Below are 20,048 nucleotides of genomic sequence, written 5' to 3'. Positions count from 1 at the left end.
GATACTCTCCGGCTCGTGGCCGATATCCAGATTCCCGCTGACATCAAGCCCGCAGACGGCCGTTTCGGCGCGGGCCCCTCCAAGGTGCGGACGGAGGCGCTGGACGCCCTGGCCGCCACCGGCACCTCTCTCCTGGGCACCTCCCACCGCCAGGCTCCGGTCAAGAACCTGGTCGGCGAGGTCCGTTCCGGCGTCTCCGAGCTCTTCTCGCTGCCCGAGGGCTACGAGGTGGTCCTGGGCAACGGCGGCTCGACCGCCTTCTGGGACGTGGCGACGCACGGTCTGATCGAGTCCAAGTCGCAGCACCTCACCTTCGGCGAGTTCTCCTCGAAGTTCGCCAAGGCGGCGAAGCTGGCCCCGTGGCTGGCCGAGCCGACCGTGATCTCCTCCGAGCCGGGTACGCACCCGGAGCCGGTGGCCGAGGCGGGCGTCGACGTCTACGCGTACACCCACAACGAGACCTCGACCGGTGTCGCCGCCCCGATCAAGCGGGTCGCGGGCGCCGACGAGGGTGCGCTCGTCCTGGTGGACGCGACCTCGGGCGCGGGCGGCCTGCCGGTCGACATCACCGAGTCGGACGTCTACTACTTCGCTCCGCAGAAGTCCTTCGCCGCCGAGGGCGGTCTGTGGCTGGCGGTGTTCTCGCCGGCCGCGCTGGAGCGGGCGCAGCGGATCCACGCGTCGGGCCGGCACATCCCGGAGTTCTTCTCCCTGCCGACGGCGATCGACAACTCGCTGAAGAACCAGACGTACAACACCCCTGCCCTGTCGACCCTCTTCCTGCTGAACGAGCAGCTGAAGTGGATCAACGGCCAGGGTGGTCTGGAGTGGGCGGTGGCGCGGACGAAGGAGTCCTCGGACGCCCTGTACGCGTGGGCCGAGGAGTCGAAGCACGCGACGCCGTTCGTCACCGACCCGGCGAAGCGCTCGCAGGTCATCGGCACGATCGACTTCGCGGACGAGATCGACGCGGCGGCGGTCGCCAAGGTGCTGCGCGCCAACGGGATCGTGGACACGGAGCCGTACCGGAAGCTGGGCCGCAACCAGCTGCGGATCGCGATGTTCCCGGCGGTCGACCCGGCGGACGTGCGGGCGCTGACGGCCTGCATCGACTACGTCATCGACAAGCTGTAGGACCGCTGCGGCGGTCGTATCGCTCCGTCGTACGAGGGGCCCGGTGTCGGACAGGACCGACGCCGGGCCCTTCGGCGTGCCGGTTCAGCCCGCCTGGGCCTTCACGTGGTCGATGACGGCGATGAACTCCTCCGTGGGGGAGAACTCGACGAAGTCGCTGTCCTCCAGTGCCTCGGGCGCGTGGCCGGGGCCCCAGTAGTACGCCTGTCCGGCCTCGTAGACCTGCTCGCCGGAGGCGGTCCGCATCCGGATGCGGCCCTTGAGGAGGTATCCCCAGTGCGGGCACGGGCACAGGTCGCCTTCCAGGCCCTTGAGGGCGGGTGCCAGGTCGGTGCCCTGGGGAAGGTGGATGAAGGCGACGCTCATGCCGCCTCCGGCCTCCTGGAGACGGAGGTCCACGCCATCGCCCTCCAGGGTGACCGGGGTGTCCTCACGTGTGAATGCCTTCATGGCGCCTCACCTCTTCGGTCTCCTTCCAGTCTGGGCCCGGTGCGGGCCGGAGGCGAGGCGGGGCCGGGGGTTCAGTCGCGGCGGAGGAGGCGTTTCACGCCGAGGACGAGGACGGTGGCGCCGGCGAGGACGAGGAAGCCCTTGGTGGCGCTGCCCGGGGAGTCGGTGGCGGCGGGCGTGGCTCCGGGGGGCGTCCCGGGGGTGGGGGCTTCCTGCCCCGGGCCGGGGTCCGCCGGCGCGGGCGCGTCCGGGCGGTCGACGCGGACGACGCGGCTCTGGGCGCCTTCCGAGCCGAAGAGCATGCCCGTGCCGTCGGGGGTGTACGTGACGGATTCCGCCTGGCCCTGGAAGGGGGCGCCGGGCGAGGTGCCGTCGCCGTCGATGCGGCCGTCCTTCCAGTCGTACTCGCGGGCGCTGAAGTAGCCGCGCAGGAGCAGCCTTCGGCCGTCGGGCGAGAAGGCCCCGTCGGTGACCCAGGGGACGTCGCCGATGCGGCGGAAGGTGTTGGTGCCGGAGGTGGAGAGGCGCTCGGGGCCGGCGTACAGGCCGCCGCCGTCCTCGTTCTTGCTGGCGATGTAGACGCGGCCGGTCTTCGGGTGGACCATCAGCGCCTCGGCGTTGCGGGGGCCGTCGGCGTACTTCACGACGTACTGCTCCGCCCGGACGGTCTGGTCCTTCAGGGTCTTCGGCTCGGGGAAGCGGTAGATCCAGACGTGGTCCCAGGAGCCGTCGAGGTTGTCGCCGATGTCGCCGACGTAGACGGCGCCGTCCGGGCCGACGGAGACGGCCTCCATGTCGCGGGGGGTGCCGACGCCGGTCAGGGTGATCGTCGCGACCGTCCTGCCGGTGCGGGAGTCGACGGCGAAGACGCGGGGTTCGTCCTGGTCGTTGTGCGTCCAGTAGATGCCGGGGTGGGCGCGGCTGGCGGCGAGGCCGCTGGACTCGGTGACGCGGGGGTCCTCGATGGTGAAGTCCCGGTCGGGTTCCTGCCCTTCGGCGCGGGCATGGCCGGCCGGGAGCAGCGCCAGGGCGGCGGCTGCGCCGAGGGCGCACAGAGCGGATCGCATGGGATCAAGCGTGCCATGGCGCCGGGGAAACGGGGTTGACCTGCCCGGAGGCCGCTGTCATGGTCGCGATCATGCCTACCTTCTCCGCCCCCGACGGCACCCTGCTCGCGTACCACGTGTCCGGTGCCGGCGCCCCGCTGCTCTGTCTGCCGGGCGGTCCGATGCAGGACTCCGCCTATCTGGGCGACCTGGGCGGTCTGGACGCCCACCGGACGCTGGTCCGCCTCGATCTGCGGGGGACGGGCGCGTCGGCGGTGCCGGAGGATCCGGCCTCGTACCGCTGCGACCGGCTGGTGGAGGACGTGGAGGCGCTGCGGGTCCACCTGGGGCTCGACGCGGTCGACGTGCTGGGGCATTCGGCGGGGGCGAACCTGGCGGCGCTGTACACGGCCCGGTATCCGGAGCGGGTGTCGCGGCTCGTGCTGGTGACGCCGGGCTCGGCGGCGGTGGGGCTCGACGCGACCGGGGAGGAGCGGCTGGCGGCGGCGCGGGGGAAGTGGCGCGCGGACGAGCCGTGGTTCGCGGAGGCGTACGCGGCTCTGGAGGAGCTGACGGCCGGGCGGGGTACGGCGGAGAGCTTCGCGGCGGTGGCGCCGTTCTTCCACGGCACGTGGGACGAGGCGGCGCGGGAGCGGCACGCCGAGAGCGAGCGGCAGCGGAACGGCGAGGCCGCCGGGGTGTTCGGCAGCGCGGGGGCGTACGAGCCGGCGGTGACGCGTGCGGCGCTGAAGGGGTTCGGGCGTCCGGTGCTGGCCGTCGCCGGTGAGGGGGACGTGAACTCGCCCGTGGAGACGGTGACCGCGTACGCGGATCTGTTCCCGGAGTCGCGGTTGTGGGTCCTGGCGGGCGGGGGGCACTTCCCGTGGCACGACGACGCGGAGTGGTTCAGGGAGAAGGTCGGCGCGTTCCTGGGCTGAGCGGCGCGCCCGTGTCCCGGATCACGTATCAGCGCGGCACGGCGGTCCGGGATGATGTGACCATGCGTTTTCTGTTCGTCGGCGACAGCATGACCATCGGACGCGCCGGCGACTGGACCTGGCGGTACCGCATGTGGCGGCATCTGGAGGCCACCCTGCCGGGCGGGTTCGAGATCGTCGGGCCCCGCACGGGTCTGTACGATCCGGCGGCCGACGCCCCGGCCTCGGACGCGTACGCCGATCCGGCCTTCCCCGCCCCGGCCCGCCGGCATCTGGCGGGGTGGGGCGAGGGATGGCTGCACATGGCTCCGGTGGTCGGGGAGACCGTGGCGGCCACGGGGGCCGACGTGCTGCTGGTCTCGCTGGGTCTGATCGACCTGGGCTTCTACACGAACAGCGACCAGACCGAGGAGAACGTGCGGGCCTTCGTGGCCGCCGCCCGGGCCGCGAATCCGCGGGTCCGGGTGGTGCTGCTGCCCGTGATCCCGAACGTCCGCGCCACCTACGACGCTCCCTTCGCCGCCGAGTGCGCCCGTTTCAACGAGCTGCTGGCGAAGGCGGTGGCCGACCTGGACTCGGCGGCCTCTCCGCTGCTGCTGGCGACGGTCCCGGAGTCGTACGACCTCCAGGAGGACACGTACGACGGGACGCACCCGGGTCCGAGCGGCGAGCACAAGCTGGCCGCCGCGTTCGCCGGGGCGATGCACCAGGCGTGGGGGCTCGGGGGGCCGTACGTCACGCGGCGCGGGTGAGGCGGTTCGCGAAGGTGGAGAGGGTGTACGCGCCGATGCCGAGGACGACCTCCAGGGCGTTCTGCCGGGTGTAGCCGGCGGCCTCGAAGGCGGCCAGTTCGGCGTCCGACACCGCGCCCGAGGAGGCGAGCACCTGGAGGGTGAACCTCTCGACGGCGGCGAGGCGTTCGGGGGCGGGGGCGGGGCCGAGGGCGGCGAGTTTCGCCTCGTGCATGTCGACGCAGAGGTGGCACTGGCTGCGGCGGGCGACGGTGAGGATCACGGTCTCGCGGGAGTGGGGGTCGAGGCTGGTGGACTCGAAGGTCGCGGAGAGCGCGAGGAAGGCGTCGAGGACCTGCGGGGCCTGGGCCTTGAGGAGGGCGACGGCGACGGCGGTGCGGTCGGCGAGGGTGGTGGGAGTGGTGTGCGGCAAGGTGGTCCCCCTTCTAGAATGGACAACATGGTTGACCATGTCGCGGGAGAAAACGTAAACCAGGTTGTCGATTCGGGCAAGGGGATTCCCGACCGCCCCGGCGCGTCCGACGCCTCCGGCGCCCCGGGCCTCCCCGACTCCCCCGGATTCCTGCTGCCCCTGCTGCTCTTCGGCGGCTTCCGCACCCTCATCGACCGGCTGCACGCCCGGCTCGCCGAGGAGGGCCACCCCGACATGCGGCCCGCCCACGGCTTCGCCATGCAGGCCATCGGCGACCGGGGCGCCACCGCCAGCGAGATCGGCCGCCGGCTCGGGGTCTCCAAGCAGGCGGCCGGCAAGACCGTCGACCGGCTCCTCGCCCTCGGATACGCGGAACGCGCCGACGATCCCGCCGACGCGCGCCGCAAACTCGTCCACCTCACCCCGCGCGGCCACGACGCCCTGGCCCGCTCCGCCGCCGTCTTCGACGAACTGCGGGCCGAGTGGAGCACCGTCCTGGGCGCCGACCGCGTCCGCGCCCTGGAGGCGGACCTGCGGAACGTGGTCCCCGCGGAGACCGCGTTCCGCCTCGACGCCACCAGCTGGCTCGGCGGCGTCTGAGCCCCGCGGGACCTACCAGGCGAACGCCTCCGGCGAGGGGCCCGGGCCCGGGAAGATCCCGTCCAGCTCCGCGAGGAGCTCGTCCGACAGCTCCAGCTCCAGCGCGCGCAGGGCGCCCGCCAGCTGCTCCGGGGTGCGCGGGCCGACGATCGGACCCGTCACGCCGGGGCGGGTGAGCAGCCAGGCCAGGCCGACCTCGCCGGGGGCCAGACCGTGCTTGTCGAGGAGGTCCTCGTACGCCTGGAACTTCGCCCGCACCGCCGGGTCCGCGAGCGTCTCCGCCGCGCGGCCCTCGGTGCGCCGCTTGCCCTCGGTCTCCTTCTTCAGGACGCCGCCGAGCAGTCCGCCGTGCAGCGGCGACCAGGGGATGAGCCCGAGGCCGTACTCCTGGGCGGCCGGGATGACCTCCATCTCGGCGCGGCGCTCGTAGAGGTTGTAGAGGCACTGCTCGCTGACCAGGCCGACCATGCCGCGGCGGGCGGCGGCCTCGTTCGCCTGGGCGATCTTGTAGCCGGGGAAGTTGGACGAGCCGGCGTAGAGGATCTTGCCCTGCGTGATCAGGACGTCGATCGCCTGCCAGACCTCGTCGAAGGGGGTCGCGCGGTCGACGTGGTGGAACTGGTAGACGTCGATGTAGTCGGTGCCGAGCCGCTTGAGGCTGGCGTCCACCGCGCGACGGATGTTGAGCGCCGAGATCTTGTCGTGGTTCGGCCACGCCTCGCCGTCGGGACCCATGTTCCCGTACACCTTGGTGGCGAGGACGGTCCGGTCGCGGCGGCCGTCGCCCTTGGCGAACCAGGAGCCGATGATCTCCTCGGTGCGGCCCTTGTTCACGCCCCAGCCGTAGACGTTGGCCGTGTCGAAGAAGTTGAGGCCGGCGTCGAGCGCCGTGTCCATGATCGCGTGACTGGTGGCCTCGTCGGTCTGCGGGCCGAAGTTCATCGTGCCGAGGACGAGGCGGCTGACCTTGAGTCCGGTGCGTCCGAGCTGCGTGTACTCCATGAGTCACCAGCCAACTGCTTCGAGCGCGCTCGAAGCAAGGGCTTACCGCGGTTACTGGCCGACGACGGAGGCCAGCGCGATCACCGCGAACATCAGTACGAGCACACCGGCCATGATCCGGTTACGAGTCTTCGGGTCCACCCCACGAGGTTAACCGGTGCGCTCCCCCGCCCCGGCCCCGCCCTCCGCCGCCCGCGCCCCGCCCTCCAGCGGCCAGGCGGCCACCGTCTCGTACCGGGGCTGCTCCCCGGGCACCCCGCTCACCGGCAGGTTCGAGCGGACCAGCGCCAGCTCGCCGACCTGCCAGCGGGTGCCCTCGAAGTGGTGCAGGGCGTCGACGAAGGGGGTCAGGGGGACGTCCTCGCCGCGGGCGCGTGCGATCGTCAGGTGGGCCTGGTAGCGGCGGTGCTCCTCCATGGGGACCCCGGCCCTGCGGGCCGCCGCGTCGGCGCGCTCGGCGAGCAGCCGCATCCCGTCCAGGTCCCCGGCGGCGCCGGTCCACAGGGCGCGCCGCCCGAAGTGGCCGCCGCCGTGCAGCCGGAGTCCGAACGGCGGGGTGCGGCGGGCGGCCCGGGCCAGCCGGTCGTGCAGGTCCGGCAGGAGGGCGTCGTCGACCTCGCCCATGAACGCGAGGGTGAAGTGCCACCCCGGGCGGGAGGTCCAGCGCAGCGCGTCCGCCCCGGGCAGGGCGTGGAGCCCGTCGACGACGGCACCCAGTTCGGCGAGCGGGGCGGCGGGCGGCAGGACGGCGGCGAAGAGCCTCATGGGCGCCAGTCTGGCAGCCCCGGGGCCGGTCCGGCCGCGCCGGAACACCGGCCGGGCCGCTCCGGGGCTCGGCTAGCCTCGCCGGATGGAGACCCATGCGATCAGGATCAGGCGCGGGGGGCCGGCGGACCTGCCGGCCGTCCTCGCGATACTCGACAGCGCCGTCGTCTGGCTCAACGGCCGCGGGATCACCGCCCAGTGGGGCACCACGCCCTTCACCTCCCGCCCGGAGACGGTGGAGCACGTGGGGCGGGTGATGGGCGAGGGCGAGCCGTGGATCGCGGAGGTGGACGGCGTCCCGGCCGGGACGCTGACGCTGACGCCGCACCCCGGGACGTACGTGCCGCCGGCCGGCGAGCCGGAGCGGTACGTGCGCTACCTCGCCACCGACGGGCGGTTCCACGGCCTCGGCGTGGGCGCGGCGCTGCTCGCCCACGCGGCGGAGGAGACCCGCCGCGCGGGCGTCTCGCTGCTCCGCGTGGACTGCTTCGCGGGCAGCGAGGGGCGGCTCGTCGCGTACTACGAGCGGCAGGGCTTCACCCGCACCGATCCGTTCACGGTCGACGCGTGGCCGGGACAGGTCCTGGGGATGCGGGTGTCGCCCTGACGCCTCAGCTGTGGAAGGTGATGTAGCCGTTGCCGTCGCGGTCGTTCGCGCTCTTGGTGTAGGAGTGCGTGTCGGCGTAGGCGCCGCCCGGCTTGATCAGCTTGATCGTGTCCCGGTCGTTGTTCCAGATGAAGTTGCAGTTCTGGCGGTAGGCGACGTTGTTCGCGTCGGACTCGGTGCCCTTGCCGCCGCGCAGCTTCACGTAGTCGCCGGGCTCCAGGTAGTGGTCGATGCGGAAGGTGTAGCTGTTGCCGACCGCGTCCTTGACGACGTACCCCTTGAGGTTGACCCGCGTCGTCCGGGAGAAGTTCTTGATCGTCACGTACTCGGCCTTGGTGTTGCCGGTCGTGCAGCTGTTGTTGTCGCTGCCCGGGGCGTCGTACTGGACGCCGGCGACCTTCAGGGCCGAGGAGTACTCGGTGGCCTGGGCCGGGGTGGCGACGAGGACGCCGGTCAGACCGCCGGCGACGAGGGCCGCGGCTATGACGGGGCGGATGGAGCGGTTGCGCAAGGGAACCCCCCTTGTGGTGCCTGTGATTGACGGCTCAACATACACAGGATCTCCACATGCGGGTGCCGGACCGTTCATTTCGAGACGCCACACGCCGGAGGGGCGGGCGGGAGTCGGTCGACTCCCGCCCGCCCCTCCGGCGGAACGGTGCGGTGCGGTGCGGGTGCGGTGCGGAACGGCGCGGGTCAGGCCGCCGCGGTCAGCCGCTCCGGCGCGACGCGCGGGACGAAGCGGAGGCTCGGGTGGCCGTGGCGCCAGCCCATGGCGACCCTCAGGTTGCCGATCCGGGCCAGGACCAGGCCGATGACGGCCGCCGCGGCGAGCGAGACCAGACCGCCCGTCGCGAAGCCGACGCGGGCGCCGTACGTGTCGGTGACCCAGCCGAGCAGCGGCGCGCCGATCGGCGTACCGCCCGCGAAGACCATCATGTAGAGGCTCATCACCCGGCCGCGCATGACCGGGTCGGTCGCCATCTGGACGGCCGAGTTGGCGGTGATGTTCACGGTGAGGCCGATCATGCCGATGGGCACGAGCAGCAGCGCGAAGAGCCAGAACGACGGCGAGAACGCGGCCGCGACCTCCAGGCCGCCGAAGACGCCCGCGGCGATCACCAGCATCCGCAGCCGGGTGGAGCCGCGGCGGGCCGCGAGCAGGGCGCCCGCGAGGGAGCCGGCCGCCATCAGCGTGTTGAGGAGGCCGTAGCTGCCGGCGCCGACGTGGAAGACCTCCCCGGAGAAGGCGGTCAGCCAGATCGGGAAGTTGAAGCCGAAGGTGCCGACGAAGCCGACGAGGACGATCGGCCAGATCAGGTCCGGCCGGCCCGCCACGTACCGCAGGCCCTCCCGGAGCTGCCCCTTGCCGCGCGGGGCGCGCTCCACCTTGTGGAGCTCGCTCGGGCGCATCAGCCAGAGCGCGGTCAGCGGGGCGAGGAAGGACAGGCCGTTGATGAGGAAGGCCCAGCCGCTGCCGACTCCGGCGATCAGCACGCCGGCGACGGCGGGGCCGACGAGCCGGGCGGACTGGAAGTTGGCGGAATTGAGCGAGACGGCGTTGCGGAGCCGGTCGGGGCCGACCATCTCGGAGACGAAGGACTGCCGGGCCGGGTTGTCGACGACGGTCACCATGCCGAGGAGGAAGGCGATCAGGTAGACGTGCCAGACCTGCACCTGTCCGGAGAGGGTGAGCGCGGCGAGCGCGAGACCGCACAGGCCGAGGGCGGCCTGGCTGATCAGCAGCAGGCGCCGCTTCGGGTAGCGGTCGGCGACGACTCCGCCGTAGAGGCCGAAGAGGAGCATCGGCAGGAACTGCAGGGCCGTGGTGATGCCGACGGCGGCGGCCGAGCCGGTGAGGCTCAGGACCAGCCAGTCCTGGGTGATCCGGGCCATCCACGTACCGGTGTTGGAGACGATCGCTCCGGTGAAGAACAGCCGGTAGTTCCGGATCGAGAGCGAGGAGAAGGTTCCCCTGGGGGCCCTCTCGCGCCCGCGGGTGTCGAGGGTGGGTTGATGGACGGGTGCGGAGTCTGCTCCGGGTCCCGTACTCAAAGTGCGTCGCCTCCTTGGCGCTCGGTTCAGAGATGGGCGAGCTTCTCCAGGACGGGAGCGGCCGCGCGCAGTACGGCCCACTCGTCCTCGTCCAGACCCTCGGCGAGGGAGGCCAGCCAGGCGTTCCGCTTGCGGCGGGCGTCCTCGAGCATGGCCTCGGCCCTCTCGGTCTGGCTGACCACCTTCTGCCGGCGGTCGTCGGGATGCGGCTCGAGCCGGACCAGTCCCTTGGCTTCGAGCAGGGCGACGATGCGGGTCATCGACGGCGGCTGGACGTGCTCCTTGCGGGCCAGCTCACCGGGGGTGGCGGAGCCGCAGAGGGCCAGGGTGCCGAGCACCGACATCTCGGTGGGGCTCAGCGACTCGTCGACGCGCTGGCGCTTGAGGCGCCGGCTCAGCCGCATCACGGACGAGCGCAGCGCGTTCACGGCCGCGGCGTCGTCGGCGGTGCCGTGGGACAGGTCAGGCATGTAGTTAGCCTAACTCATTACTCTCGCTAAGGACCACTCGAACGTGCGCGTGTCGCACGCATCACGTCGGCCCAGGTCACGGGTGGGTATCCATGCATCACCCAAATGAGTGAGCCGGATCCGGAAAGTGACGCAAAGAGGCCCCGCCAGCCCCGACCCTGAACGGCATGGGATCGACAGTGCTCAGCCTGCGCATCGACAGTGAGCTGCTCGACCGGCTCAAGGGTCACGCCGCCAGAAGAGGAATGAGCGTCCAGGACTATGTCGTCCGGACGCTCATTCGAGAGGACTTCGACGAGCGGTTCAAGACCGCCGTCGAGGAGACGGAGAGGTTCTACGGGGCGGAGCCGGAGCCCCCCGGCGCCGGCGCCGCCCCGCACGATCAGGTCAGGCCCAGCGCCGGCATCGCGTAGTAGAAGACGAAGATCGCCGACACCACGTACATGGCCACCGGGACCTCGCGGCCCCGGCCGGCCGCGAGCCGCAGCACGCTGAAGCTGATGAAGCCGATGCCGATGCCGTTCGTGATCGAGTAGGTGAACGGCATCATCACCATGGCCAGGAACGCCGGCACCGCGATGGTGAAGTCGCTCCAGTCGATCTCCTTGATCGACCCGGCCAGGATCAGGAAGCCCACCGCGAGCAGCGCGGGGGTCGCCGCCTGCGACGGCACCATGGTCGCGAGCGGCGTGAGGAACAGCGCCACCGAGAACAGACCGCCCGTGACGACCGAGGCGAGACCCGTGCGGGCGCCCTCGCCGACGCCCGCCGTGGACTCCACGAAGCAGGTGGTGGCCGAGGAGGAGGTCGCGCCGCCGGAGGCGACCGCGAGGCCGTCGACGAGCAGGACCTTGTTGATGCCCGGGAAGTTGCCGTCCTTGTCGATCAGCTTGGCCTCGTCGCCGACGCCGAGGATCGTGCCCATGGCGTCGAAGAAGCAGGACAGCAGGACGGTGAAGACGAAGAGGACGCCGGTCAGCAGGCCGACCTTGTCGAAGCCGCCGAACAGGCTGACCTCGCCGACCAGGCCGAAGTCCGGGGTGGCGACCGGGTTGCCGGGCCACTCCGGGGTGGTCAGGCCCCAGGACGGGACGGTCGCGACCGCGTTGATCACCATGGCGACGATCGTCATGACGACGATCGAGATGAGGATCGCGCCCGGCACCTTGCGGATGATCAGGGCGAGGGTGAGCAGGGTGCCCAGGACGAAGACGAGGACCGGCCAGCCGTTGAGGTGCCCGTCGGAGCCGAGCTGGAGCGGGACGGTGGTGTGCGCGGCGTCGGGGATGCGGGAGACGAAGCCCGAGTCGACGAGGCCGATCAGCATGATGAAGAGGCCGATGCCGATCGCGATGCCCTTGCGCAGGCCGACCGGGACGGCGTTCATGACGCGCTCGCGCAGACCGGTCGCGACGAGCAGCATGACGACGATGCCGGCGAGGACGACCATGCCCATGGCGTCCGGCCAGGACATCCGGGGCGCGAGCTGGAGGGCGACGACCGTGTTCACGCCGAGGCCGGCGGCGAGCGCGATGGGCACGTTGCCGATCACGCCCATGAGGAGCGTCGAGAAGGCCGCCGTCAGGACGGTGGCGGTGACGAGCTGGCCGCCGTCGAGCTGGTGCCCGTACATGTCCTTGGCGCTGCCGAGGATGATCGGGTTCAGCACGATGATGTAGGCCATCGCGAAGAAGGTGGCGAAACCGCCGCGGACCTCGCGGCCGACGGTGGAGCCGCGCTCGGAGATCCGGAAGAAGCGGTCGAGGGCCGAGGCCGGTTCCTGGGGGATCCGCGGCTCGGGGGAAGTGGCCTTGGCGGCGGCCGTGGTGCTCATGGGGGTGGGTTCCTCTTCGGGAAAGACGTCCAGAAGTCCTTTTTTGGCGGTTCATACGAGGGAAACCCGCCATAGGCAAACCGTTTCAGTATGAACACATGAACGAGCGGGAGTCCATCTCCGCGCGTAGACCCGGAAACGGCCCGCCTAGACTGAGCCACATGGCGAAGTGGACACCGAAGCACGAGGCACCCGAGCCCCTGGAGGGGCCGGTGGTCGGAACGATCACCGGCGGGACGATCCTCTGGTTCGTCCTCTTCCTGGTCCAGGTCCCCTTCTACGGCTGGTTCGCCGACCGGGACCTCACCTGGTGGGTGTGGACCTGCCTCGCCGGCGGCGGCCTCGGCCTGATCGGCATCTGGTACGTGCGCCGGCGCGACGCGGCGATCAAGCGACACCGGGCGGCGCAGAGCGGCTGACTTGTAGCACCACGGGACGATTCCGCTCCTCCCACGGTCGGATCTTGCCGCTTCCCGGCGGGTGAACGGTCGATTCCGGTCGTAACGTCGAAACCATGACTCAGCGGGCGAAGATCGACACGGGCGGCGGCACCACCGGCGACACCCCGGGCACCCCGGGCACCCCGGCGGAGACCGAACCGCCCGTCGTCCACCGGCCCGCCGGACTCACCGCCGCCGAGGTCGCCGAACGGGTCGCCCGGGGCGAGGTCAACGACGTCCCCGTCCGCAGCTCGCGCTCCACCGCCGACATCGTCCGGGCCAACGTCCTCACCCGCTTCAACGCCATCATCGGCGTCCTCTGGGTGATCATGCTGATCGTCGCCCCGATCCAGGACAGCCTCTTCGGCTTCGTGATCGTCGCCAACACCGGTATCGGCATCATCCAGGAACTCCGCGCCAAGAAGACCCTCGACGGCCTCGCCGTCATCGGCGAGGCCAAACCCACCGTCCGCCGCGACGGCCGCGCCGCCGGCATCTCCACCTCCGAGATCGTCCTCGGCGACCTCATCGAACTCGGCCCCGGCGACAAGGTCGTCGTCGACGGCGTCGTCGCCGAGGCCGACAGCATGGAGATCGACGAGTCCCTCCTCACCGGCGAGGCCGACCCCGTCGTCAAACGCCCCGGCGACCCCGTCATGTCCGGCTCCTTCGTCGTCGCCGGCGGCGGCGCCTTCACCGCCACCAAGGTCGGCCGGGAGGCGTACGCGGCACAGCTCGCCGAGGAGGCGTCCCGCTTCACCCTCGTCCACTCCGAGCTGCGCTCCGGCATCTCCACGATCCTCAAGTACGTGACGTGGATGATGGTCCCGACCGCGATCGGCCTGATCATCAGCCAGCTCGTCGTCAAGGACACCGACCTCAAGAACTCCATCGCCCGGACCGTCGGCGGCATCGTGCCGATGATCCCCGAGGGACTCGTCCTGCTCACCTCGGTCGCCTTCGCGATCGGGGTGATCCGGCTCGGCCGGAAACAGTGCCTGGTGCAGGAGCTGCCGGCCATCGAGGGCCTCGCCCGGGTCGACGTCGTCTGCCTCGACAAGACCGGCACCCTCACCGAGGGCGGCATGGACGTCACCGAGGTCCGCCTCCTGAACGGCTCCGACGAGGGATACGTCCGCAAGGTGCTCGGCGCCCTCGGCGAGTCCGACCCGCGCCCCAACGCCTCCCTCCAGGCCATCGTCGACGCCTACCCGGAGACCGAGGAGTGGCGCTGCACCGAGTCGCTGCCCTTCTCCTCCGCCCGCAAGTACAGCGGCGCCGCGTTCAGCGAGGGCGACGGCGAGGACTCCACCTGGCTGCTCGGCGCCCCCGACGTCCTCCTCCCGGCCGGCGACCCGGCCCTCGCCGAGGTCGACCGGCTGAACGAGGAGGGCCTGCGGGTCCTCCTGCTCGCCCGTACCGTCCACGAGCTCGACTCCCCCGACGTCGCCGAGGACGCCCTGGCCACCGCCCTCGTCGTCCTCGAACAGCGGCTGCGGCCCGACGCCGGCGACACCCTCGCCTACTTCGCCGACCAGAACGTGGCCGCCAAGGTCATCTCCGGCGACAACGCCGTCTCCGTCGGCGCGGTCGCCGGCAAACTCGGCCTGCCCGGCGCCGACCACACCGTCGACGCCCGCACCCTGCCCGCCGACCGCGAGGAGATGGCGCAAGTCCTCGACGAGAACGCCGTCTTCGGCCGGGTCACCCCGCAGCAGAAGCGGGACATGGTCGCCGCCCTCCAGTCCCACGGCCACACGGTCGCCATGACCGGCGACGGCGTCAACGACGTCCTCGCCCTGAAGGACGCCGACATCGGCGTCTCCATGGGCTCCGGCTCCGAGGCCACCCGGGCCGTCGCCCAGATCGTCCTCCTGAACAACTCCTTCGCCACCCTGCCGTCGGTGGTCGCCGAGGGCCGCCGGGTCATCGGCAACATCACCCGGGTGGCGACCCTCTTCCTCACCAAGACGGTCTACTCGGTGCTCCTCGCCCTCCTGGTGGTCGTCAGCCAGATCGAGTACCCCTTCCTCCCGAGGCACCTCACCCTGCTCTCCACCCTGACCATCGGCGTCCCCGCCTTCTTCCTCGCCCTCGCCCCCAACAAGGAACGGGCGAAGCCGCACTTCGTCCGGCGGGTCATGCGGTACGCGATCCCCGGCGGCGTCGTCGCGGCGGCGGCCACCTTCACCACCTACCTCCTCGCCCGCCACCACTACACGGGCGCCGACGCCCTCGGCGCCGAGACCAGCGCCGCGACCCTCACCCTCTTCCTCGTCTCCATGTGGGTCCTCGCGATCATCGCCCGCCCCTACACCCTGTGGCGGCTCGTCCTCGTGGCCGCGATGGGCGGCGCCTTCCTGCTGGTCCTCGTCGTCCCCTGGCTCCAGGACTTCTTCGCCCTCAAGCTGGTCGGCACCACCATGCCCTGGACGGCCGTCGCCGTCGCCGCGGCGGGCGCCGCCGTCCTGGAGGTCGCCTGGCGCTGGGTCGACCGCAGGTTCCCCGCCTGACGGGCCGGGCCGGGCCGGAGGCGGGAGGATGGAAGGAACAGGGACTCGCCGAGGGGGCGTCATGTCTCGCATCGAAGAATCCATCGACATAGCCCGTCCGCCCGAGGACGTCTTCGCCTACCTCATGGACCCCGGGCACATGCCCGAATGGCAGGAGAGCGCCGTCGCCGCGCGCCGGCTCGACGGCGGAGACCTGCGGGTCGGCTCGCGCTTCCGGGTGCGGCGGCGGTTCGGACGGCGCGAGATGCCGATGACCATGGAGGTCACCGAGCTCACGCCGCCGCGCAGCTGGCACTTCCACGGCGTCGACGGGCCCGTGCGCGGCGACGTCCAGGGCACCCTCGAACCGCTCGGCGACGGCAGCCGCTCCCGCCTCACGCTGTCGCTCGACTTCGAGGGCCACGGCGTCGGCAAGGCCCTGGTGCCGCTCGTCGTCCGCCCGCGCGTCCGGAAGGAGATGCCGCGGAACGAGGCGCACCTGAAGGAACTCATGGAGTCCGGGTCCGCCCGCTAGGACCTGGCGGGCGGACCCGGGCGGTCAGTCGAACCAGCGGTCGCGGGCCAGTTCCGCCGTGCGCGTCGGGTCCTCCAGGAGGGCCGCCACCTCGAAGCGGCGCGGCCACTGGCGGGTGGCCCAGGCCAGGGCGGCCGCCACGCCCTCCAGGGTGGCGGCGTGCAGGGTGCCGTCCGGGGTGCGGCGCCAGTCCAGCTCCACGCCGCCCGCGCGCAGCTCCTCGTGCTCCAGGTAGGTGGCGGGGGTGTCCGGCCCCAGGAGGGCGTGGACCGAGGCCGGGACCTCGTGCTCCTCGCCCTCCGTCGTCACCTCCGCCTCGACCGCCTCGCTGAGGCGGCGGACCTGGAGCAGCTCCGCCAGGTCGGCCGCCCGGGACGGGGAGACCGGCAGCAGCGGCAGGCCCGCGGTCAGCGGCAGCAGGTCGGGGGCGTCCGCGACCAGCGCCTCCGCCGCGTCGACCACCACCAGCTCGCCGTCGACGACCGCACGGAGCTCGTCCGGAAGGGTGACCTGGTCGGGGTCGAGGTCGGCCAGCGCCGTGTACAGGGCGTGCAGCTGCGGCCCGGTGACCTCCCGGTCCGGGTCGGCCAGCCGGGCGAGCAGCTCCGCCGCGCCGCCGGGCTCGTCCAGCAGGGTCGCCACCGAGGTGCGGACGCCGAGGGCGCGCAGCACCTGCTCGTCCTCGAAGCCGGTCGCGTCGGCGGGGTCGTACAGGCCGACGAGCAGCGGGTCGCCGCCGGCCGCGCGGAGACCCGCGGGACGGCGGCCGCCGAGGACCGGGTGGTCGCGCAGCCACCAGGCCGTGTACGGGCGGACCGTCTCCGTCGTGCCGTCCGGGAGGAGGACCCGTACCGGCTGGATCAGGGCGTCCCGCAGCGGCGGCCGCGCCAGCAGCGCCAGCGCCTGCGGCCAGGCGTCGTCGTCGACCAGGTCCAGGTCCCGTACCGCCACGATCTCCGTCGCCACCGGCGGCACCACGGCCTCCGGCAGCCGGTCGAGGACGTCCTCGCACCACACGTCGACCGCGTCGAGGAGGCCCGCGTCGTCCGGCTCGGGGAAGTCGCCCTCGCGGGGCTCCAGGTCGTCGGGGTCGAGGACCAGGTCGGCGGCGCGGACCAGCGCGAAGTTCGCGAGCACGCCGCAGGCGGCCAGCGGGCCCTCGCCCCAGCGGGCGGCCAGCTCGGCGTCCACGTGCGCGAGTTCGCCCTCGCGCATGACGGCGTCGAACGCCGAGCCCGGCATCACGAGTTCACCCGCGGGAGTGAGCTCCCCGTCCTCGTCGGGGAGGGCGAGCGCCGCCAGCCACGGCTCGTCGCCGGGCTCCAGGTCCGCGTCTCGTACGAGCCCGAGGACGGTCTCGACGAGCTCGTCCGGGTCCAGCTCCGGTTCGTCCAGGTTCCAGAACTCGTCCGCCTCGACGGAGGCCGCGACGGCGCCCCGGATGTGAGGGGTCGTCAGAACGGCGCGGGGCGTGGCCGGGAAGGCGCCCAGCTTCTCCAGGAGCGGGTGCACGGCGTCCCGGTGCGCCACCTTCAGGCCGAGGCGGGTCAGCTGGGGCGGGGTGCCCTCCTGCGGCAGCAGGACCTGCCGGGGGCCGATCGCCGTCCGGCCCGAGTCCAGCGGCACCGGCAGGCCGGTGAGCCGGTCCGGATCCACGCCGGCGAGGGAGTCGTAGAGCCGCCACCACCAGCCCGGCGCCCGCTCCACGCCCGCCAGCCGGTCCACCGCCTCGGTCAGCGGCACCCGGCCCACGCCGAGCGTCCGCAGCTCGGGGCGGCGCTCCAGGCCCGCCGGGAGCAGCCCCGGGAACACCTCGGCGAGGACGGCCACCGTCTCCGCGCCCGCGCCCTCGACGACCTCCGCCTCGATGGGGCGGAGCGCCGGCACGTCCTCGGAGGCGACGGCCGGGGCGAGGAAGGCGACGCGGGGCAGCCGGTCCAGGATCGCCTCGCGCAGCGCCCCGTCGAGGGGGCCCTTGCCGAGCGGTCCGGGGACGAGGTCGAGCGCCCCGCTCGTCACCGGCCGCCAGTCGGCGAGGAGTTCGGCGTACGCGTCGGCGGCCCGCTGCACCAGGAAGTCCGTCAGCGGCCCCGGCGCCGGGTGGCGGCGGGTGGGGTCGAGCGGCAGCGAGGCGATCAACAGGGCGGGGATGCCGAGGGGTTCGTCGGTGGGCGTCGGCGCGTGCACGACGGGCGCGGTGCGCGGGTAGCGCGGGGCGCCGGCGTCGTCCACGGGTACGGCCCAGGTCACCGACCAGTGCGGGCGCAGCCGCTCCTCGACCGGGCGGTCCTTGAGCAGGTCCGCGTCGAGGGGGCCGGCGTGGGTGACGGTCCGCCAGCGGTGCGGGGCGTCGGCGGCCGAGTCCTCGATCCGGACGTAGCCGTCGGCCTCGGAGCGGGTCAGGGTGCGTACCCCGTCCGGGGTCTCCACGACGATCTCGGCGAGACCCGGAAGAGTGAGCAGCAGTGCGTCGTCGACGGTGGCGAGGAGCCGTTCGGCGAGGCCGTGCGCGGCGGCGTCGCGGAGCGGGAGGACGACGACGGTGTCGTACCCCTCGGGCGCGGTGCCCTCGGCGGGCAGCGGCAGTCGCAGGAGGGGTACGTGGCCGTCCCTGCGGCGCAGTTCGTCGCCGAGGCCCGGGCTGTGGCGGGCGACGGCGGCGGCGAGTTCGCGGGCCTCGGCGAGGGACCAGCGGACGCCGCCGTGCCGGCCCAGGACGGCCGGCTCGTCGGAGACGGCGAGGACGGCGGCGAAGCCGACGCCGAAGCGGCCGACGGCCGTGGCGGTGTCGGTCCCGGTGCGCTTCGCGGAGGCGCGGAGCGTCGACAGCGACTCGACGCCGGCCGCGTCCAGCGGGGCGCCGGTGTTGGCGGCGGCCAGCACGGCGGGGCTGTCCGCGTCCGCCGGGTGCAGGGTGAGGCGCAGCCGGCCGGTGGTGCGGGCGCGGGCGGCGGCGTCGGCGGCGTTCTGGGCGAGTTCGACGACGAGACGGTCGCGGTAGCCGCCGAGGGCGAGGTCCTCCTCGGCGTTGGCGTCCTCACGGAAGCGGGCGGGGGAGGCGGCCCAGGCGTCCAGGACGCCTCTGCGGAGTCGGGCGGTGCCGAAGGGGTCGCTTCCGTCGGTCGTCGTCCGGACGGTGACGCTCACGTCTCACTCCACTCTGCAGTGCGGGTCCTTCGGTCCGGCGAAGTTACCGCGCCGCCTCGCGAACCCACCGACCAGCACCCCCACGAGCCCGTGCGCGCCGTTCCGCCACCGTGTGGGCAGGCGTTCCGCGAGGCGACGGGCGTCCTCCTGCTCGAGCGAAGCCGAGAGCTCGGGGGAGGGTGGGCACACCCACGGTGCGGCCGCACGTGTGCGGGGCGTTCAGGCGCGGGAACCCAGGCCCGGCACGGCCCGCCCCGCAACGGGGGTCAGGAGTGGCCGAGGTCCTCGGAGGTGGGGTCCGGGGGGGTGACCGAGCCGGAGTCGGTCGGCGGGTGGAGGGGGAAGGCGTCGACGGCCGTCGAGTCGAGGACCGGCTCCGCGGGCCGCGGCGGCGTCGGCATGACCGCCGCCTCCGAGTGCCCGCCGCAGCCGTACGCGAGGGAGACCACGCGCCCGTCCGCCGGGGACAGCTCGTTGGCGCAGAGGCCGAAGGACTGCCGCAGCGAGCCGGCCAGCGGGATCAGGAAGGCGCAGGACTGGCAGGTGGCGGGCGCCGCCTGGGCCATCGGCGTGCGGGGGCCGAAGGACTCGTCCCAGCGGTCGGCGGCGATCCGGAGGCCGTACCGGGAGAGGACGCGGGCCCGGCCCATGCCGAGCTCGTCGGCGACGGCCGCGATCGCGCCGCGCGTCGGCGTCCGGTCGGTGACCTCCGCGTCCTCCGCGTCGAGGTGGTCCGCGAGCTCGGCGGAGACGGCGGAGTTCGGCGGCGGGGCGTCCTCGCCGGTGTAGCCGGGCTCCAGGCGCGGGTCGTCCTGCTCGGTGGGGAGGAGGTCGCCCGGGCCGAGGTCGCCGGGGCGCAGCCGCTCGCTCCACGGCACCCATTCGGGCGCGAGGAGGGCGTCGGATCCGGGCAGCAGGACGGTTTCGTCAAGCGTGACGTTCTTGGCGCGGGAGGCGCGGGTGACGGTGACGGCCCAGCGCCAGCCGCGGTAGCCGGGTTCCTTGCACTCGAAGAAGTGCGTGACGACCCGGTCACCCTCGGCGACGACGCCGGAGTGCTCGCCGACGACGCCGGGGGCGGCGGCCTCCTCGGCCGCCTCCCGGGCGAGGTCCACGGCCTCGGCGCAGAGGCGGTCCGGGGCCGGGGTACGGCTGGCTCGCGGGGTACGCGGGGTACGGTCTCGCGTCGTCGCAGCACTCACTGGTATCGCTTCTCTCCTACGCCGTCTCACGGGTGCGCCGGCCGAGGTCCGGGAGCGAGGCTCCGGGAGCGGGGCGGGCGGAGCGGACCTGAGGGCCGCATCGACGTCCGCACCCGACCGGTCTCACGCGTCTCGGGCACACCTATCGTCATCCATTCTGCGGGATG

20 protein-coding genes are annotated in these 20,048 nt (G+C 72.8%); 9 read left to right on the top strand and 11 right to left on the bottom strand.

The window, feature by feature from the left end; all coding sequences use genetic code 11:
* The first annotated feature begins 15 nt into the window (after positions 1-15).
* Entirely contained in the window at positions 16-1,134 is a 1,119-nt protein-coding gene (gene serC, locus ABFY03_RS21605; protein WP_319011966.1) for a phosphoserine transaminase, read from the top strand.
* An 84-nt stretch (positions 1,135-1,218) separates the two neighbouring features.
* Here the strand turns inward: serC and ABFY03_RS21600 are convergent, their stop codons facing one another.
* Together ABFY03_RS21600 and ABFY03_RS21595 are read right to left on the bottom strand one after the other, a co-directional pair.
* On the bottom strand, positions 1,219-1,584 hold the full coding sequence (locus ABFY03_RS21600; protein ID WP_319011965.1) for a cupin domain-containing protein: 366 nt from the start codon (positions 1,582-1,584) through the stop codon (positions 1,219-1,221).
* Positions 1,585-1,655: 71 nt separating this feature from the next.
* A complete protein-coding gene (locus ABFY03_RS21595; protein ID WP_346170645.1) occupies positions 1,656-2,651 on the bottom strand; it encodes a WD40 repeat domain-containing protein in 996 nt (331 codons plus the stop codon).
* Positions 2,652-2,722: 71 nt separating this feature from the next.
* Between ABFY03_RS21595 and ABFY03_RS21590 the strand changes: the two genes are divergently transcribed.
* On the top strand, positions 2,723-3,568 hold the full coding sequence (locus ABFY03_RS21590; protein WP_346170644.1) for an alpha/beta fold hydrolase: 846 nt from the start codon (positions 2,723-2,725) through the stop codon (positions 3,566-3,568).
* Positions 3,569-3,630: 62 nt separating this feature from the next.
* Positions 3,631-4,320 (top strand): GDSL-type esterase/lipase family protein, encoded by a 690-nt coding sequence (locus ABFY03_RS21585; protein WP_319011962.1) that lies wholly within the window; start codon positions 3,631-3,633, stop codon positions 4,318-4,320.
* On the opposite strand, the gene ABFY03_RS21580 is transcribed toward ABFY03_RS21585, so the two are convergent.
* Positions 4,304-4,732: a carboxymuconolactone decarboxylase family protein gene (locus ABFY03_RS21580; RefSeq protein ID WP_346170643.1), complete on the bottom strand. Its 429-nt coding sequence runs from the start codon at positions 4,730-4,732 to the stop codon at positions 4,304-4,306. The genes ABFY03_RS21585 and ABFY03_RS21580 overlap by 17 nt on opposite strands.
* 27 nt (positions 4,733-4,759) lie before the next feature.
* Here ABFY03_RS21580 and ABFY03_RS21575 point away from each other — a divergent pair, with 27 nt between their 5' ends.
* Positions 4,760-5,332, top strand: coding sequence for a MarR family winged helix-turn-helix transcriptional regulator (locus tag ABFY03_RS21575; protein ID WP_319011960.1), 573 nt, complete (start codon positions 4,760-4,762; stop codon positions 5,330-5,332).
* 12 nt (positions 5,333-5,344) lie between these two features.
* On the opposite strand, the gene ABFY03_RS21570 is transcribed toward ABFY03_RS21575, so the two are convergent.
* Both ABFY03_RS21570 and thpR read right to left on the bottom strand, forming a co-directional pair.
* Positions 5,345-6,334 (bottom strand): aldo/keto reductase, encoded by a 990-nt coding sequence (locus ABFY03_RS21570; RefSeq protein ID WP_346170642.1) that lies wholly within the window; start codon positions 6,332-6,334, stop codon positions 5,345-5,347.
* 150 nt (positions 6,335-6,484) lie between these two features.
* Positions 6,485-7,099, bottom strand: coding sequence for an RNA 2',3'-cyclic phosphodiesterase (gene thpR, locus ABFY03_RS21565; RefSeq protein ID WP_346170641.1), 615 nt, complete (start codon positions 7,097-7,099; stop codon positions 6,485-6,487).
* Between the two features lie 85 nt (positions 7,100-7,184).
* On the opposite strand from thpR, the gene ABFY03_RS21560 reads away from it, so the two are divergent.
* The gene (locus ABFY03_RS21560; protein ID WP_346170640.1) at positions 7,185-7,706 is read left to right on the top strand and encodes a GNAT family N-acetyltransferase; all 522 of its coding nucleotides are present in this window, start codon (positions 7,185-7,187) and stop codon (positions 7,704-7,706) included.
* A gap of 4 nt (positions 7,707-7,710) precedes the next feature.
* Here ABFY03_RS21560 and ABFY03_RS21555 read toward each other — a convergent pair whose 3' ends face one another.
* The 3 genes from ABFY03_RS21555 to ABFY03_RS21545 all read right to left on the bottom strand — a co-directional run bounded on the left by ABFY03_RS21555 (position 7,711) and on the right by ABFY03_RS21545 (position 10,231).
* Entirely contained in the window at positions 7,711-8,217 is a 507-nt protein-coding gene (locus ABFY03_RS21555) for a lamin tail domain-containing protein (protein WP_386723714.1), read from the bottom strand.
* Positions 8,218-8,402: 185 nt separating this feature from the next.
* A complete protein-coding gene (locus ABFY03_RS21550) occupies positions 8,403-9,761 on the bottom strand; it encodes an MFS transporter (RefSeq protein WP_346170639.1) in 1,359 nt (452 codons plus the stop codon).
* 26 nt (positions 9,762-9,787) lie between these two features.
* Positions 9,788-10,231 carry a MarR family winged helix-turn-helix transcriptional regulator gene (locus ABFY03_RS21545; protein ID WP_031010539.1) on the bottom strand — a complete coding sequence of 148 codons (444 nt, stop codon included), beginning with the start codon at positions 10,229-10,231 and terminating at the stop codon, positions 9,788-9,790.
* 167 nt (positions 10,232-10,398) lie between these two features.
* On the opposite strand from ABFY03_RS21545, the gene ABFY03_RS21540 reads away from it, so the two are divergent.
* Positions 10,399-10,644 carry a hypothetical protein gene (locus tag ABFY03_RS21540; RefSeq protein WP_031010537.1) on the top strand — a complete coding sequence of 82 codons (246 nt, stop codon included), beginning with the start codon at positions 10,399-10,401 and terminating at the stop codon, positions 10,642-10,644.
* Here the strand turns inward: ABFY03_RS21540 and ABFY03_RS21535 are convergent.
* Positions 10,614-12,065 (bottom strand): NCS2 family permease, encoded by a 1,452-nt coding sequence (locus ABFY03_RS21535; RefSeq protein ID WP_319011955.1) that lies wholly within the window; start codon positions 12,063-12,065, stop codon positions 10,614-10,616. The genes ABFY03_RS21540 and ABFY03_RS21535 overlap by 31 nt on opposite strands.
* A 161-nt stretch (positions 12,066-12,226) precedes the next feature.
* Here ABFY03_RS21535 and ABFY03_RS21530 point away from each other — a divergent pair, with 161 nt between their 5' ends.
* The 3 genes from ABFY03_RS21530 to ABFY03_RS21520 all read left to right on the top strand — a co-directional run bounded on the left by ABFY03_RS21530 (position 12,227) and on the right by ABFY03_RS21520 (position 15,532).
* Positions 12,227-12,484, top strand: a complete 258-nt coding sequence (locus ABFY03_RS21530) for a DUF2530 domain-containing protein (protein ID WP_346170638.1) — start codon at positions 12,227-12,229, stop codon at positions 12,482-12,484.
* A 95-nt stretch (positions 12,485-12,579) separates the two neighbouring features.
* Positions 12,580-15,018: an HAD-IC family P-type ATPase gene (locus ABFY03_RS21525; protein WP_346170637.1), complete on the top strand. Its 2,439-nt coding sequence runs from the start codon at positions 12,580-12,582 to the stop codon at positions 15,016-15,018.
* Positions 15,019-15,079: 61 nt separating this feature from the next.
* Positions 15,080-15,532: an SRPBCC family protein gene (locus tag ABFY03_RS21520; protein ID WP_319011952.1), complete on the top strand. Its 453-nt coding sequence runs from the start codon at positions 15,080-15,082 to the stop codon at positions 15,530-15,532.
* Between the two features lie 24 nt (positions 15,533-15,556).
* Here ABFY03_RS21520 and ABFY03_RS21515 read toward each other — a convergent pair whose 3' ends face one another.
* Together ABFY03_RS21515 and ABFY03_RS21510 are read right to left on the bottom strand one after the other, a co-directional pair.
* Positions 15,557-18,679 carry a sacsin N-terminal ATP-binding-like domain-containing protein gene (locus tag ABFY03_RS21515; RefSeq protein ID WP_346170636.1) on the bottom strand — a complete coding sequence of 1,041 codons (3,123 nt, stop codon included), beginning with the start codon at positions 18,677-18,679 and terminating at the stop codon, positions 15,557-15,559.
* A gap of 266 nt (positions 18,680-18,945) precedes the next feature.
* Positions 18,946-19,881, bottom strand: coding sequence for a DUF3027 domain-containing protein (locus tag ABFY03_RS21510; protein ID WP_319011950.1), 936 nt, complete (start codon positions 19,879-19,881; stop codon positions 18,946-18,948).
* Between the last annotated feature and the right edge of the window lie 167 nt (positions 19,882-20,048).

The sequence above is a fragment of the Streptomyces roseofulvus genome, from assembly GCF_039534915.1.
Lineage (GTDB): Bacteria > Actinomycetota > Actinomycetes > Streptomycetales > Streptomycetaceae > Streptomyces > Streptomyces roseofulvus.
This window is presented reverse-complemented; position numbering and strand designations above follow the sequence as displayed.

What these genes read in the sequence shown, in the direction of transcription:
- ABFY03_RS21535 (WP_319011955.1), bottom strand. Translation starts at nt 12,065, where the DNA reads ATGAGCACCACGGCCGCCGCCAAGGCCACTTCCCCCGAGCCGCGGATC.
- ABFY03_RS21525 (WP_346170637.1), top strand. Translation starts at nt 12,580, where the DNA reads ATGACTCAGCGGGCGAAGATCGACACGGGCGGCGGCACCACCGGCGAC.
- ABFY03_RS21540 (WP_031010537.1), top strand. Translation starts at nt 10,399, where the DNA reads ATGGGATCGACAGTGCTCAGCCTGCGCATCGACAGTGAGCTGCTCGAC.
- ABFY03_RS21545 (WP_031010539.1), bottom strand. Translation starts at nt 10,231, where the DNA reads ATGCCTGACCTGTCCCACGGCACCGCCGACGACGCCGCGGCCGTGAAC.
- ABFY03_RS21590 (WP_346170644.1), top strand. Translation starts at nt 2,723, where the DNA reads ATGCCTACCTTCTCCGCCCCCGACGGCACCCTGCTCGCGTACCACGTG.
- ABFY03_RS21520 (WP_319011952.1), top strand. Translation starts at nt 15,080, where the DNA reads ATGTCTCGCATCGAAGAATCCATCGACATAGCCCGTCCGCCCGAGGAC.
- ABFY03_RS21560 (WP_346170640.1), top strand. Translation starts at nt 7,185, where the DNA reads ATGGAGACCCATGCGATCAGGATCAGGCGCGGGGGGCCGGCGGACCTG.
- ABFY03_RS21530 (WP_346170638.1), top strand. Translation starts at nt 12,227, where the DNA reads ATGGCGAAGTGGACACCGAAGCACGAGGCACCCGAGCCCCTGGAGGGG.
- ABFY03_RS21575 (WP_319011960.1), top strand. Translation starts at nt 4,760, where the DNA reads ATGGTTGACCATGTCGCGGGAGAAAACGTAAACCAGGTTGTCGATTCG.
- ABFY03_RS21595 (WP_346170645.1), bottom strand. Translation starts at nt 2,651, where the DNA reads ATGCGATCCGCTCTGTGCGCCCTCGGCGCAGCCGCCGCCCTGGCGCTG.
- ABFY03_RS21585 (WP_319011962.1), top strand. Translation starts at nt 3,631, where the DNA reads ATGCGTTTTCTGTTCGTCGGCGACAGCATGACCATCGGACGCGCCGGC.
- ABFY03_RS21570 (WP_346170642.1), bottom strand. Translation starts at nt 6,334, where the DNA reads ATGGAGTACACGCAGCTCGGACGCACCGGACTCAAGGTCAGCCGCCTC.
- thpR (WP_346170641.1), bottom strand. Translation starts at nt 7,099, where the DNA reads ATGAGGCTCTTCGCCGCCGTCCTGCCGCCCGCCGCCCCGCTCGCCGAA.
- ABFY03_RS21600 (WP_319011965.1), bottom strand. Translation starts at nt 1,584, where the DNA reads ATGAAGGCATTCACACGTGAGGACACCCCGGTCACCCTGGAGGGCGAT.